Origin of the sequence: Dechloromonas sp. ARDL1, from assembly GCF_051122455.1 — a bacterium.
Taxonomy (GTDB): domain Bacteria; phylum Pseudomonadota; class Gammaproteobacteria; order Burkholderiales; family Rhodocyclaceae; genus Azonexus.
Genome location: NZ_CP168939.1, coordinates 3,351,942 through 3,367,416 on the forward strand (window position 1 = coordinate 3,351,942; position 15,475 = coordinate 3,367,416).

Annotated in this window: 10 protein-coding genes; all 10 read right to left on the reverse strand. The window is 61.1% G+C overall.

Features of this window, described 5'->3' with window-relative positions:
- Positions 1–19: 19 nt before the first annotated feature.
- Positions 20–343 carry a hypothetical protein gene (locus AB6Q56_RS16650; protein WP_434514170.1) on the reverse strand — a complete coding sequence of 108 codons (324 nt, stop codon included), beginning with the start codon at positions 341–343 and terminating at the stop codon, positions 20–22.
- Positions 343–1,701, reverse strand: coding sequence for a bifunctional UDP-N-acetylglucosamine diphosphorylase/glucosamine-1-phosphate N-acetyltransferase GlmU (glmU, locus tag AB6Q56_RS16655; protein ID WP_434514171.1), 1,359 nt, complete (start codon positions 1,699–1,701; stop codon positions 343–345). Before glmU ends, AB6Q56_RS16650 begins: the two co-directional genes overlap by 1 nt.
- 42 nt (positions 1,702–1,743) lie before the next feature.
- Complete coding sequence (locus tag AB6Q56_RS16660) at positions 1,744–2,424, reverse strand: YEATS-associated helix-containing protein (RefSeq protein ID WP_434514172.1); 681 nt, start codon at positions 2,422–2,424, stop codon at positions 1,744–1,746.
- Positions 2,425–2,556: 132 nt separating this feature from the next.
- A complete protein-coding gene (locus AB6Q56_RS16665; RefSeq protein ID WP_434514173.1) occupies positions 2,557–4,089 on the reverse strand; it encodes a SpoVR family protein in 1,533 nt (510 codons plus the stop codon).
- Complete coding sequence (locus AB6Q56_RS16670) at positions 4,086–5,357, reverse strand: YeaH/YhbH family protein (RefSeq protein WP_434514174.1); 1,272 nt, start codon at positions 5,355–5,357, stop codon at positions 4,086–4,088. The genes AB6Q56_RS16665 and AB6Q56_RS16670 overlap by 4 nt, the downstream gene beginning before the upstream one ends.
- 70 nt (positions 5,358–5,427) lie before the next feature.
- Entirely contained in the window at positions 5,428–7,350 is a 1,923-nt protein-coding gene (locus tag AB6Q56_RS16675; RefSeq protein ID WP_434514175.1) for a PrkA family serine protein kinase, read from the reverse strand.
- 255 nt (positions 7,351–7,605) lie between these two features.
- A complete protein-coding gene (locus AB6Q56_RS16680; RefSeq protein WP_434514176.1) occupies positions 7,606–9,075 on the reverse strand; it encodes a glutamate synthase subunit beta in 1,470 nt (489 codons plus the stop codon).
- Positions 9,075–13,712 carry a glutamate synthase large subunit gene (gltB, locus tag AB6Q56_RS16685; protein WP_434514177.1) on the reverse strand — a complete coding sequence of 1,546 codons (4,638 nt, stop codon included), beginning with the start codon at positions 13,710–13,712 and terminating at the stop codon, positions 9,075–9,077. The genes AB6Q56_RS16680 and gltB overlap by 1 nt, the downstream gene beginning before the upstream one ends.
- A gap of 174 nt (positions 13,713–13,886) precedes the next feature.
- A complete protein-coding gene (gene aroB / locus AB6Q56_RS16690) occupies positions 13,887–14,996 on the reverse strand; it encodes a 3-dehydroquinate synthase (RefSeq protein ID WP_434514178.1) in 1,110 nt (369 codons plus the stop codon).
- Positions 14,984–15,445 (reverse strand): shikimate kinase, encoded by a 462-nt coding sequence (locus AB6Q56_RS16695; protein ID WP_434514179.1) that lies wholly within the window; start codon positions 15,443–15,445, stop codon positions 14,984–14,986. The genes aroB and AB6Q56_RS16695 overlap by 13 nt, the downstream gene beginning before the upstream one ends.
- Positions 15,446–15,475 lie beyond the last annotated feature (30 nt).

Below are 15,475 nucleotides of genomic sequence, written 5' to 3' on the forward strand. Positions count from 1 at the left end.
TCTCCCTGAACAAATAAAATCAGCGGTTTTTGGCAGCCTCGACAGCCTCGGCCACCAGTTTTTCTGCGAAATGCGGTCCCCACCCCAGGATCAGTCCAGTCGCCACGGCGACCAGCGCCACGCCGACGATCAACTGGATGGCCTGGCGGCGAAAATCGGCGCCCCGGCTCAAGGCAAACCATACCGGGCCGATCACCGGCAACAGCAGCACCGGCAGGCCGGTTTTCAAACCGAAACTGAAGGCGGCGGGAACGGTCCCGATGTAGCCAACGAGCAGGAGCAGCCCCCCCGTCGCCAGCGACAGGGTCGAGGCCACCGCAAAAGCCATGAATCCCCAATCCATTATTTTTTCACCTTCTGCGGACGCGTCCACCCCGGCAGGGTCAGCTGCTTGGCTCGCGATACGGTCAGCGCGTCCGGCGGCGCATCCTTGGTCAAGGTCGTGCCGGCGCCCAGCGTCGCGCCGCGCCCGACGCGCACCGGTGCCACCAGTTGTGTGTCGGAACCGATGAAGACATCGTCCTCGATGATCGTCAGGTGCTTGTTGGCGCCATCGTAGTTGCAGGTGATGGTGCCGGCGCCGACATTGACGCGTTCGCCGATCTCGGCGTCACCGATGTAGGCCAGGTGGTTGGCCTTCGACTGCGCGGCGATCTTGCTCTTCTTGACCTCGACGAAGTTGCCGATATGCACCTCGGGACCGAGTTCGGTACCCGGCCGCAGACGGGCATAGGGGCCGAGCACGCCATCGGGACCGATCACCGCATCCTCGAAATGGCAGAAGGCGGCGATGCGTGTTCCCGCACCGACCTTGACGTTCTTCAGCACGCAGTAGGGGCCGACCTCGACGGCATCGGCCAGTTCGACCTTGCCCTCGAAGACGCAGCCGACATCGATGGCGACATCGCGGCCATGGGTCAGTTGCCCGCGAATATCAATGCGCGCCGGATCAGCCAGGCGCACGCCGCCGACCAGCAACTGGTCGGCCAGGTTGCGCTGGTGCTGGCGCTCCAGTTCGGCCAGCTGCACCTTGCTGTTGACGCCCAGCACCTCCCATTCACCCTCGGGCTGCGCGGTGCGCACCGGCAACCCTTCGACGACGGCCAGCGCGACGATGTCGGTCAGGTAGTACTCGCCCTGGGCGTTGTCATTCTTCAAGCGGCCGAGCCAGTCGGCCAGACGCGCGGTCGGGATGGCCATGATCCCGGTATTGACCTCGCGGATCGCCTTCTGCTCCGGCGATGCATCCTTTTCCTCGACGATGCTGACCATGTGGCCCGCGGCATCGCGCACGATGCGGCCGTAGCCGGTCGGGTTGGCGAGATCGACGGTGAGCACCGACAGGCCGTCCTTGCCGGCCTGCAACAGGCGCTTGAGGGTCGCCACGGTAGTCAGCGGCACATCGCCGTAGAGCACCAGGGTCTGGGCTGCACTGCCCAGTTCCGGAATGGCCTGCGCCACGGCGTGGCCGGTGCCCAGTTGCTGCGCCTGCTCGGCCCAAGCCAGGTCGTCGGCGGCCAGCGTGGCGCGCACGACGTCGCCACCGTGGCCGTAGACGACGATCAGCTTTTCCGGAGACAGCTGCCGGGCAGTGTCGATGACATGTTGCGCCAGCGGCTTGCCGGCAATCGGGTGCAACACCTTGGGGAGATTGGAATGCATGCGCTTGCCTTGGCCGGCAGCGAGAATGACGATGTTCATGGTTGATTTCAGGTTAAGGGCCGGCGGCAGGCACCGGCGGGTTCATGCGATCTTTTTCTGTTCCTGTCCGCCGATGATGTCGGCCAGCACGGCCTTGCCGCGTGTCGACACGACCCAGTGCAGGACATTCTTTTCGTTGATGCGGGTTTCGATGACGCCCAGCGTCTTCATGACGGTCAGGCGCTGGCTGACCAGTTCGCGCACCAGGCCGGTGGTATCGCAGATCGCCGCCAGATTGCCGTAGACGAAGCTTTCCTCGGCCAGGGCACGGAGAATCTCGACATCGTTGTAGGAGAGCACTTCTCGCGGGTCCGGTTCGCTGCTTTTCGGTGTTTCCGCTTCTGGCTTGACCGCGGACGGCGCCGGAACGACAGGCTCTTCGCGCTTTTGCTGCTTGAGATGCCCGACATCGCGCCGGACCTGGTCAACCTGCCCCATCAGGCGCTGCACCATGTTCTCGAACAGGCGGCGCGAGGCGACCACGTAGAGCAGGCAGAATCCGGCAAAGACGTAGTAGTCGATGGGCTTGGTACGCGCCCCTTCGAGCAGGGTGCTGGAAATCATGTTGAGGAACATCGGCACCGTCAGCGCCGCGACCACGCCAAAAACCGGGTATTTGATCCAGTCGCGGCGGGCCGATTCGCCCTGTCGGTCGGCGAGAAAATAGTTGGCAGCCCCGCCCAATATCCCCATGACCACCATGACTCCGAGAACGAGCAACATGTGCCCATCAAGCGCTCCGTTCGGAGTCGTCACCTGCAAGGCAGGTTGCAGCTCAGCCGACATAAATCCCCCTTGTTATCCTGCGCCATTTTCACATGATTACGGCAAACAGGGGAAGGCGTCGGCATACGCTCAGGCAGTCCCGTCAGCCGCCCGCCGGCGGTCATGTATGCGCTCGGCGAGCAGGGTCACTTCCCCTTTTTCGTCCTGCTGTTCGAGGCGCACGGCAAAACCCCACAGATAGGCCAGGTGTTCCAGGACACGCTCATAATCAGGCGCCAGATCGCGCCGGCGGTGCATGAAGTGGCGCAGAGTCAGCGAACGGTCGCCACGCAGGTCAACATTCCATACCTGGATGTCGGGATCGTGGCTACCCAGGTTGTACTGCTCCGACAACTTCAGGCGCAAGGCGCGGTAGCCCGGGTCATCGTGGATGGCACTGACCTCCAGCTTGGCCCGCGCATCATCGTCGAGGACGGCGAAGAAACGGAACTGGCGCATCAGGCGGGGCGACAAAAACTGTGCGATGAAACTCTCGTCCTTGAAGTTGCGCATCGCGAAGTCGAAGGTTTCCCGCCAGTCCGAGCCGGCGATTTCCGGGAACCAGGCGCGGTCTTCAGCATCCGGCGCTTCGCAGATGCGACGCAGGTCCTGCCACATGGCGAAGCCGAGGGCGTAGGGATTGATGCCGGAATACCAGTTGCTGTTGTAGGGCGGCTGCATCACGACGTTGGTGTGTGACTGCAGGAACTCGAACATGAAGCCGTCGTTGATGCGTCCTTCGTCGTACAGGGTATTGAGCAGGGTGTGGTGCCAGTAGGTGGCCCAGCCTTCGTTCATGACCTGTGTCTGGCGCTGCGGATAGAAATACTGGCCGATCTTGCGCACGATGCGAATGATCTCGCGCTGCCACGGTTCGAGCAGCGGGGCATGCTTTTCGACGAAATAGAGCAGGTTTTCCTCCGGCTCGGCCGGAAAACGCGCCTCCTCACCGGTCTGCGCGGCCGTTTCATGCTTCGGCAGGGTGCGCCACAACTCGTTCACCTGCGACTGCAAATAGGCCTCGCGCTCCCGTTGACGCTCCTTTTCTTTCTGCAGGGACAGCGGGGGCGAGCGCTTGTAGCGGTCGACGCCGAGGCTGGACACGGCATGGCAAGCGTCGATCAGTTGCTCCACCACATCGACACCATGGCGCTCCTCACAGTCCGCGATGTAGTTTCGGGCGAAGACCAGGTAATCGATGATGGCGTCGGCGCTGGTCCATTGCTTGAACAGGTGGTTGCCCTTGAAGAAGGAGTTGTGGCCGTAGGCGGCATGGGCGATCACCAGGGCCTGCATGGCCATGGTGTTCTCTTCCATCAGGTAGGCGATGCACGGATCGGAATTGATGACGATCTCGTAGGCCAGGCCCATCTGACCGCGCTTGTAGCGGTTCTCGGTTTCCAGGAAATGCTTGCCGAAGGACCAGTGGTGGTAATAGACCGGCATGCCGATGGCGGCGTAGGCGTCCATCATCTGCTCGGCGGTGATGATCTCCAGCTGGTGACGGTAGCAGTCCAGGCCGTAGGCGCGTGCGACACGGCCAATCTCGGCATCGGCGCGGTCGAGTTCCTCGAAGGTCCAGTCCGACCCTTCGGCGATCTTTGGGGGGCGTTTCCGGCTCATGCCAGTTTCTTCCTGAACAGTTCCCGGAACACCGGGTAGATGTCGCTCGCCGCGACGATGCGCTGTTGGGCGAAAACACCGGCATGCGTGTCGCCCAGCTTTTCGTATTCACGCCACAGGTTCTGCGGCTCGGCTTCGGTGATCTCGACGTAGGCGAAATACTGGACCACGGGCAGGATGGACTCCGAGAGCAATTCGCGGCAGGCCGGCGAATCGGCATCCCAGTTATCGCCGTCGGACGCTTGCGCACCGTAGATGTTCCACAGGCTGCTCGAGTAACGCGCCTGGATGATCTCGACCATCAGCTTCAGCGCCGACGAGACGATGGTGCCGCCTGTCTCACGCGAATGGAAGAAGGTATCTTCGTCCACCTCCTCGGCGACGGTGTGGTGACGGATGAATACCACCTCGATGTGCTCGTAGTTCCGGTTGAGGAAGAGGTAGAGCAGCATGAAGAAGCGCTTGGCCATCTGCTTGGTGGCCTCGTCCATCGAACCGGAAACGTCCATCAGGCAGAACATCACGGCCTGCGTACTCGGCTGCGGAATGCGCACGCGATTGGAATAACGCAGGTCGAAGGGGTCGATGAAGGGCACCGCTTCCTGCTTGGCACGCAGGACGGCGATTTCGTGGCGCAGGCGGGTGATCTCGTCTGGGTCGGGATTGGCTTCGTCGAGCAGGGATTCGAGTTCGTTCTGCAGTTCGCGCAACCGGCGGCGGTACGGGCCGCCGATGGCGAGGCGCCGGCCGGCGGCGCTGCGCATGGTGCGTACCAGGTTGATGTTGGTCGGCACCCCGCTCTGCGTGTAGCCGGCCCGTACCCGCTTGTATTCATCGATGCGGGCCAACTGGCGCTTGATCAGGTTGGGCAGGGCCAGTTCCTCGAAGAAAATGTCGAGAAACTCGTCGCGGGTCAGCGTAAAGACGAAGTCATCCAGCCCTTCGCCCTCGTTGCTGGCCTGCCCTTTGCCCTGTCCTCCGGCACCGCCACTCGGGCGATCCATCTGGTCGCCCTGGGCAAAGCGGTCGTTGCCGGGATGAACCGTTTCACGCATGCCGCCACGACCGTGGCGAAAATGCGGTTCGTTGATGTCCTTGCCCGGAATGCCGATCTTCTCGCCATTCTCCAGGTCACGGATGCCCCGCTTGGCGATGGCGTCGGCCACCGCCTTCCTGATCTGCCCCTTGAAGCGGCGAATGAAGCGGCTGCGATTGATCGAACTCTTGTTCCTGCTGTCCTGCCGACGATCGACGATGCGTACGGTCATGACGCCTCCCGTTTGTCCGCTGCCCGTTGGCCGGGACGCCTGTCTGGCAGCCACCCCGGCCCTTGTCTACTCAGCTGCTCTTCCTGACGCGCAGGTACCACTCGCAGAGCAGACGCACCTGCTTTTCGGTATAGCCCTTGTCGCTCATGCGGTCGACGAAGTCCTGGTGCTTCTTCTGCTCGTCGGCACTGGCCTTGGTGTTGAAGGAGATGACCGGCAGCAGGTCCTCGGTATTCGAGAACATGCGCTTCTCGATAACCGCCCGCAACTTCTCGTAGCTGGTCCACGCCGGATTCTTGCCGTCGTGCTTGGCCCGGGCGCGCAGGACGAAGTTCACAACCTCGTTGCGGAAATCCTTGGGATTGCTGATACCGGCGGGCTTTTCGATCTTTTCCAGCTCGTCGTTGAGCGCCGAGCGGTCGAGCATTTCGCCGGTATTCGGGTCGCGGAATTCCTGATCCTGAATCCAGAAATCGGCGTAGGTGACGTAGCGGTCGAAGATGTTCTGGCCGTATTCGGAATAGCTTTCCAGGTAGGCCGTCTGGATTTCCTTGCCGATAAACTCAGCGTAGCGCGGGCTCAGGTACTCCTTCAGGAAGCGCAAGTAACGCTCCTCGACTTCCGGCGGGAATTGCTCCTGCTCGACCTGCTGTTCGAGCACGTACATCAGGTGCACCGGGTTGGCGGCGATTTCGCGGTGATCGAAATTGAAGACCTTGGAGAGGATCTTGAAGGCGAAGCGGGTGGACAGCCCGGTCATGCCCTCGTCCACCCCGGCGAAATCGCGGTATTCCTGGTAGCTCTTGGCCTTCGGGTCGGTATCCTTGAGGTTCTCGCCGTCATAGACGCGCATCTTGCTGAACAGGCTGGAGTTTTCCGGTTCCTTGAGGCGGGACAGCACCGAGAACTGGGCCATCATGCGCAAGGTATCGGGGGCGCAGGGTGCCGCCGCCAGCGAGGAATTGGCCAGCAATTTTTCGTAGATGTGCATTTCGTCGGTCACCCGCAGCGAGTACGGCACCTTGACGATGTAGATACGGTCGAGGAAAGCCTCGTTGTTGCGATTGTTCTTGAAAGCCTGCCACTCGGCCTCGTTGGAGTGGGCGAGGATCAGGCCGTCGAAGGGAATCGCGCCGAAGCCTTCGGTACCCTTGTAGTTCTGCTCCTGCGTCGCGGTCAGCAAGGGGTGCAGCACCTTGATCGGAGCCTTGAACATCTCGACGAATTCAAGAATGCCGCGGTTGGCCAGGCACAAGCCGCCGGAGTAAGAGTAGGCGTCCGGATCGTTCTGCGAATAGGTTTCCAGCTTGCGGATGTCGATCTTGCCGACCAGCGAAGAAATATCCTGGTTGTTCTCGTCGCCAGGTTCAGTCTTGGCCACGGCAATCTGCGACAGCACCGACGGGCAAAGGCGAACAACACGGAAACGGGTGATGTCGCCGCCGAATTCCTGCAGGCGCTTGACCGCCCACGGACTCATGATGCCGCCCAGGTAACGCCGGGGGATACCGTAATCCTGCTCGAGGATGGGACCGTCTTCGTCGATGTTGAACAAGGCGAGCGGCGACTCGTGCACCGGCGAACCCTTGATCGCATAGAACGGTATTTTTTCGATCAGCGCCTTCAGCCGTTCGGCCAGCGAGGATTTACCACCACCGACCGGTCCGAGGAGATAGAGAATCTGTTTCTTTTCCTCCAGCCCTTGGGCTGCATGGCGGAAGTAGGAAACGATGTGCTCGATGACCTCTTCCATGCCGTAGAACTCGCGGAAGGCTGGGTAGAGCTTGAGCATCTTGTTGGCGAAGATGCGCGACAAACGGGGATCGAGGCGGGTATCGACCAGTTCCGGCTCGCCGATGGCCATCAGCATGCGCTCGGCGACGCTGGCATAGGCGCTCGGATCATTGCGGCACAAATCCAGGTATTCCTGGATCGACAGCTCCTCTTCCTGCGCCGCTTCATAGCGACTCTGATAACGCGTGAAGATCGACATGGCTACCTCCGCTGAGTGGGTGGTCGGTTACTGCTGTCTGGGGCTTACCGTCTTCCTGTCCAAAATAACGCGTGCAACCGGAAAAGGTTGGCTGCCATGGGACAAGATACGCCTTCGCCCTGCATTATTTATTTGCTTATTCGACTAGCGGCCGCCGGGCAAGTTCGAAAATTGACAGTTTTTCCGACCGGCGGCCAAAACAAAGGCCCCGCCGGCTTTCGCACGGCGGGGCCTGGATCTTGCAGCCGTATCGGCTTAGCGCGGCAGCGTGGTCGAACCCATCAGGAAAGCATCAACCTCACGGGCGGCCTGGCGACCTTCGCGAATCGCCCAGACCACCAGCGACTGGCCACGACGCACGTCGCCGGCGGCATAGACGCCCTCGACGTTGGTCTTGTAGCAGCCTTCGCCGTCGGTCGTCGCCTTGGCGTTCTGGCGAGCATCCTTCTCGACGCCGAAGGCATCAAGCAACGAACCCACCGGGTTGGTGAAGCCCATGGCCAGGAAGGCGGCGTCACAAGGCAGTTCAAATTCCGAACCGGCGACTTCATGCATTTTGCCTTCCTTCCACTCGACGCGCACAGCCTTGAGCGCCTTGACGTTGCCCTGGCCATCGTCGATGAAGGACTTGGTAGCCACCGCGAATTCGCGGACGGTCTCGCCTTCCTTGTGCGAGGACGAGGTGCGCATCTTCAGCGGCCAGTACGGCCAGACCAGCGGCTTGTCTTCCTGCTCCGGCGGTGCCGGCATCAGTTCGAACTGGGTCACCGACGCAGCGCCGTGGCGGTAGCTGGTACCGACGCAGTCAGAGCCGGTATCGCCGCCACCGATGACGACAACATGCTTGCCCTTGACGTTGATCGGGTTCTTGACGCCCTGCTGGACTTCCTTGTTCTGCGGGATCAGGAACTCAAGCGCGGCATAGACACCCTTGAATTCGCGGCCCGGCACCGGCAAGTCGCGCGGCACTTCCGAACCGGCGGCGAGGATCACCGCGTCGAAATCCTTCTTCAGCTGATCGGCCGAAACGGTCTCGGTGGCATCGTTGTTGATGCCGGCCGGGATGTTCTTGTCGCCGACGATGACCTTGGTCTTGAAGGTCACGCCTTCAGCCTGCATCTGCGATACGCGGCGGTCGATGACCGATTTGTTGAGCTTGAAGTCGGGAATGCCGAAGCCGAGCAGGCCGCCGATACGGCTGCTCTTCTCGAACACGGTCACGTCGTGGCCGACGCGCGCCAGCTGCTGGGCAGCGGCCATGCCGGCCGGGCCGGAGCCGACCACGGCAATCTTCTTGCCCGTCTTGACGGCGGCCGGCTGCGGCACGACCCAGCCCATTTCCCAGCCCTTGTCGATGATGAAATGCTCAATCGACTTGATGCCCACCGGCGCGGCGTTGATGCCGAGCGTACAGGCGGCTTCGCAGGGTGCCGGGCAGATGCGGCCGGTGAAATCCGGGAAGTTGTTGGTCGAATGCAGCACGTCCAGCGCCTGCTTCCAGTTGCCACGGAACACCAGATCATTCCAGTCCGGAATGATGTTGTTCACCGGGCAGCCGTTGTTGCAGAACGGGATGCCGCAGTCCATGCAGCGTGCGCCCTGAGTCTTGGCAGCGTCGTCAGACAGGGTCTGGACGAACTCCTTGTAGTGCGTCAGGCGCTTTTCGACCGGTTCGTAGGCCTCTTCGAGGCGTTCGAACTCCATGAATCCAGTCGGCTTGCCCATTATGCGGCCTCCTTCTGTGCAGCAGCGGCCATCTCGGTGAGCGCCCGCTTGTATTCGTGCGGATAGACTTTGACGAACTTCTCGCGATAGGCATCCCAGTTAGCAAGGATGGCCTTGGCGGTCTTGCTGCCGGTGTATTCGGCATGACGGGTGACCAGCTCCTTGAGCTGGGTTTCGTCAGCCTGGCCACGGTGCAGCGGTTCGCCCGCGGCGTGACGGTTGGCCGGCAACACCTTTTCCAGGGCGACCTGGGCCAGGTTGCAGCGGCTCTTGAAGGAACCGTCCTCGTCGAGAACATAGGCGATGCCGCCCGACATGCCGGCCGCGAAGTTACGACCCGTCATGCCCAGCACGACGACCGTACCGCCGGTCATATATTCGCAACCGTGGTCGCCGACACCCTCGACGACAGCCGTGCCACCGGAGTTGCGGACGCAGAAGCGCTCGCCACCGACGCCGGCAAAGAAGGCATCACCTTCGGTCGCGCCGTACATGACGGTGTTGCCGACGATGATGTTCTGCTGCGTATCGCCACGGAAATCGGCGTTCGGCTTGATGATGATGCGGCCACCCGACAATCCCTTGCCAACGTAGTCGTTACCTTCGCCCGTCAGGTCGAGGGTAACGCCACGCGCCAGGAAGGCACCGAAGGCCTGACCGGCGGTGCCGGTCAGCTTGATGTGGATGGTGTCATCCGGCAGGCCGGCATTGCCATAACGGCGGGCGACTTCGCCCGACAGCATGGTGCCGCAGGTACGGTTGACGTTGATGATGGTCGTCTCGATCTGGACCTTCTGGCCCTTTTCGAGTGCCGGCTTGGCCTGTTCGATCAACTTGTGGTCGAGTGCTTTCTCGAGGCCGTGATCCTGGCCTTCGGTATGGCGGCGCGAAACCTCGGCCGGAACGTTCGGCTGGTAGAAGACCTTGCTGAAATCCAGGCCCCTCGCCTTCCAGTGTTCGATACCGGCACGCATGTCGAGCAGATCGGCACGACCGACGAGGTCGTCGAACTTGCGAATACCCAGCTGGGCCATGATTTCGCGGGCTTCTTCGGCGACGAAGAAGAAGTAGTTCACGACGTGTTCCGGCTGGCCGGAGAAGCGCTGACGGAGCACCGGATCCTGGGTGGCGACGCCAACCGGGCAGGTGTTCAGGTGGCACTTGCGCATCATGATGCAGCCTTCGACGACCAGCGGTGCGGTGGCGAAGCCGAATTCATCAGCACCGAGCAGCGCGCCGATGACGACGTCGCGACCAGTCTTCATCTGGCCGTCGACCTGGACGCGGATACGCGAACGCAGGCGGTTCAGCACCAGGGTCTGCTGGGTTTCGGACAAGCCGAGTTCCCACGGCGTACCGGCGTGCTTGATGGAGGATTGCGGCGAAGCACCCGTACCACCGTCGAAACCGGCGATCACGACGTGATCGGCCTTGGCCTTGGCGACACCGGCAGCCACCGTACCAACACCGACTTCCGACACCAGCTTGACCGAGATCGAAGCACGCGAGTTGGCGTTCTTCAGGTCATGGATCAGCTGTGCCAGATCCTCGATGGAGTAGATGTCGTGGTGCGGCGGCGGCGAGATCAGGCCGACACCCGGCACCGAGTGACGCAGGAAGCCGATGTACTCGGACACCTTGTGACCGGGCAGCTGGCCGCCTTCACCCGGCTTGGCGCCTTGCGCCATCTTGATCTGGATCTGGTCGGCATTGACCAGATACTCGGTGGTCACGCCAAAGCGGCCGGAAGCGACCTGCTTGATGGCGGAACGCAGCGAGTCGCCTTCCTTGAACACGTAGTCGCGCTCGATGCGCGAGGCACCGACAACTTCCGACAGCTTCTGGCCGGCCTTCAGCGGCTGGAAGCGCTTGGCGTCTTCGCCACCTTCACCGGTATTCGACTTGCCGCCGATACGGTTCATGGCGATGGCCAACGTGGTGTGTGCTTCGGTCGAAATCGAGCCGAGCGACATGGCGCCGGTGGCGAAACGCTTGACGATTTCCTTGGCCGGCTCGACTTCGTCGAGCGGGATCGGGCCGCCTTGCGGCTTGAATTCGAACAGGCCGCGCAGGGTCAGGTGACGCTTGGTCTGATCGTTGATCAGCTTGGCGTATTCCTTGTAGGTCTCGTACTTGCCCGAGCGGGTCGAGTGCTGCAGCTTGGCGATGGAGTCCGGAGTCCACACGTGCTCTTCACCACGGGTGCGGTAGGCGTATTCGCCGCCGGCGTCGAGCATGTTGGAGAGCACGGGATCGGCCGAGAAGGCTTCGGTATGCAGACGGATGGCTTCCTCGGCAACCTCGAAGACACCGATACCCTCGATATTGGACGGCGTGCCGGTGAAATACTTCTCGACGAAGTCCTTTTGCAGGCCGATCGCTTCGAAAATCTGGGCGCCGGTGTAGGACATGTAGGTCGAGATGCCCATCTTGGACATGACCTTGCACAGGCCCTTGCCAATGGCCTTGATGAAATTTTTGGTGAACTTCTCGGCCTTCTCGGCATCGCCCTTGGCCAGGGATTCGATGGTTTCCAGCGCGAGGTACGGATGCACAGCTTCGGCACCATAGCCGCCGAGCAGGGCGAAATGATGCACTTCGCGGGCCGAACCGGTCTCGACGACCAGACCTGCGCTGGTGCGCAGGCCCTTCTTGACCAGGTGCTGGTGAATGGTGGACGTGGCCAGCAGCGCCGGGATGGCGACCTGCTCGGCGCTGACCTGACGGTCGGAGACGATCAGGATGTTGGCGCCCGAACGCACGGCATCTTCCGCATCGGCAGCCAGCGAAGCCAGGCGGGCCTCGATACCGTCCTTGCCCCAGGCGACCGGATAGCAGATATCCAGTTCGAAGGAGCGGAACTTGTTCGACGTGTACTTGCCGATGTTGCGCAGCTTTTCCATGTCGGCGAAGGACAGGACCGGCTGCGACACTTCGAGGCGGATGGGCGGGTTGATGTCGTTGGTGTTGAGCAGGTTCGGCTTCGGGCCGATGAAGGACACCAGCGACATGACCAGTTCTTCGCGGATCGGGTCGATCGGCGGGTTGGTCACCTGGGCAAACAACTGCTTGAAGTAGGCGTACAGCGTCTTGTTCTTGGCCGACAGCACCGGCAGAGCCGAGTCGGTACCCATGGAACCGGTGGCTTCTTCGCCATTCTGGACCATCGGCTCGAGGATGACCTTTACGTCTTCCTGCGTGTAGCCGAAAGCCTGCTGGCGATCGAGCAACGAGGCGGACGATGCGGCGCACTTTTCGTCGGCAGCCGGCACTTCGTCGAGCTTGATGCGGATCTTCTCGATCCACTCGCGGTAAGGCTTGGCGTTGGCCAGGGAATTCTTCAGCTCCTGGTCGTCGATGATGCGGCCTTGTTCCATGTCGATCAGGAACATCTTGCCCGGCTGCAGACGCCACTTCTTGACGATCTTCTTGTCCGGGATCGGCAGCACGCCCGATTCGGAGGCCATGACCACGAGGTCGTCGTCGGTAACCAAGTAGCGGGCCGGACGCAGGCCGTTACGGTCCAGCGTGGCGCCGATCTGGCGACCGTCGGTGAAGGCAACGGCGGCGGGGCCGTCCCACGGCTCCATCATGGCGGCATGGTATTCGTAGAAGGCGCGACGGTTTTCGTCCATCGTCGTGTGCTTTTCCCAGGCTTCCGGGATCATCAGCATGACGGCCTGGGCCAGCGAGTAGCCGCCGCCCATGACGAGCAGTTCGAGCGCGTTGTCGAAGGACGCGGAGTCCGACTGGCCAGGGTAATGCAGCGGCCAGACCTTCTTCAGATCATCGCCGAGAATCGGCGAGGAAATCGCCTGTTCACGGGCCTTGAACCAGTTGACGTTGCCACGCACGGTGTTGATTTCACCGTTGTGGGCAATGTAGCGGAACGGGTGGGCCAGATCCCAGGTCGGGAAGGTGTTGGTCGAGAAGCGCTGGTGTACCAGAGCCAGGGCGGTGACGGTACGCTTGTCCTGCAGGTCGAGGTAATACACGCCGACCTGATCGGCCAGCAGCAGACCCTTGTAGTTCACGGTACGTGCCGAGAAGGACGGCACATAGAATTCCTGGCCATGCTTCAGCTTCAACGACTTGATGGCGTTGGCGGCGCGGCGGCGGATGATGTACAGCTTGCGCTCGAGAGCGTCGGTGACGAAAACATCCGGACCGCGGCCAACGAAGATCTGGCGGATCACCGGCTCCTTGGCCTTGACCGTCGGCGACATCGGCATGTCGGCATTGACCGGCACATCGCGCCAGCCGAGGATGATCTGGCCTTCGGCCAACACGGAACGCTCGATTTCTTCGACGCAGGCGTGGCGCGAAGCGGCTTCCTGCGGCAGGAAAACCATGCCGACGCCGTACTCGCCATTCGGCGGCAGTTCAACGCCCTGCTTGGCCATTTCCTCGCGATAGAACTGATCCGGAATCTGGATCAGGATACCGGCACCGTCACCCTGCAGCGGGTCGGCGCCGACGGCGCCGCGGTGGTCGATATTTTTGAGGATCAACAAACCCTGCTCGACGATATTGTGGCTCTTCTGGCCTTTGACATGGGCAACAAAGCCCACGCCGCAAGCGTCGTGCTCGTTGGCGGGGTCGTACAAACCCTGCCGATCAGGTACTGCCGGTTCCATCACACGCATTCCTTCATAGTACTTGGTCCTCCTGCATCAGGACCAATGATGAAAAAAGCCGAACGTCATATTTGACGCTTCGGCCTGTACGAAAATTTGAGGCAACCATTAAATATACTGGCAAACCCCTGTCGAATCAAGATGCTGCGATGCACCAAACCCGCCCACAGCGAGTCAATTGCACCCCGCCGCAGTGCATCGCGCTTCGATAGCAGCCGCAATCTGCTCAGGCGTCGCGACATCGGAAACGACCGCCTTGCCAATAGCCTGCAGCAATACCAAGCGCAGCTTTCCATCCAGAACCTTCTTGTCATGGCTCATCAGCTCGACGTATCGCTCGACACCAAGCCGTGGAGCCCATACTGGCAAACCAGCCCGAACAAAGATGCCCTCGATCCGAGCCACGGTTGCCGCGTTGATCCACCCCAAAGCGCATGACAATTCGGCAGCAATGAGCGTACCGGCCGATACCGCCTCCCCATGCAGCCACTCGCCGTACCCCATGCCGGTTTCGATGGCATGGCCGAAGGTATGCCCGAGATTGAGCAAGGCGCGTTCGCCGCTCTCACGCTCGTCAGCCGCAACAACCTCGGCCTTATTGGCACAGGAGCGCTGTACGGCGTACACCAGTGCCGCCTTATCGCGCGCGAGCAGTTTGTCCAAATTGAGCTCAAGCCAATCGAAAAATTCGGGGTCGCGGATCAGGCCGTACTTGACCACCTCGGCCAAGCCGGCTTTCAACTCCCTGTCGGAAAGTGTGTCGAGCGTCGAAATATCCGCCAATACCAACCTGGGCTGATAGAACGCCCCAATCATATTTTTCCCCATCGGGTGATTGATCGCCGTCTTGCCGCCCACCGACGAATCGACTTGCGACAGCAAGGTTGTCGGCACCTGAATGAAGGGCATTCCACGCTGATAGCAGGCCGCCGCAAAGCCCCCCATATCCCCGATCACCCCCCCCCCCAGGGCAATCAGAACCGTATTGCGTTCGCAGCGCTCAGTGAGTAAGGCATCGAAAATCAGATTCAGTGTTTCCCAGGTCTTGAACTTTTCACCATCGGGCAGAACAACGGAATGCACAGCAATACCACCGCTTGCCAGCGTTTCGCACAAACGACCCAGGTAAAGCGGCGCCACTGTCTCATTGGATACCACCACCACTTTTTTTTGCTTGATGAAGGGCAGGAGCAAATCCGCCCGCTCCAAAAGATCCGGTCCAATATGTATCGGATAGGAGCGCTCACCGAGATCAAGCTCAAGGGTTTGAATCAAACTTTGCATAGACGGTTGAACTCTCTTAATAAGTGCTGGACGATTCCCGCTGCAACCAGATGCGAACCGTCCACAATCAGATGTGCCGTTTCCCGGTATAGAGGGTCACGGGCGGCATGCAACTCCTCCAGTCGAGCCAACGGATCTTCGACATGCAGCAGCGGACGGTTACGATCATGGCGCGTCCGCTCAAATAACAGGCGGGGAGGAACGTTCAGATAAACGACCCAGCCCGTTTCGTTCAAACGACGGCGATTCTCCGGGTTGATCACCACCCCGCCACCGGTTGCCAAAACGAGGCCTGTTCCCGCCGTGAGATCGTGCAGGGTCTGCGCCTCGCGGCGACGAAAGCCATCTTCACCTTCGATTTCGAAGATTGTCGGGATCGGCACCCCTGTTCGCTCGACGATTTCGTGGTCCGAGTCCATAAAAGGACGAGACAAGCGCTTGGCAAGCATACGCCCGACAGTTGTCTTGCCAGCCCCCAT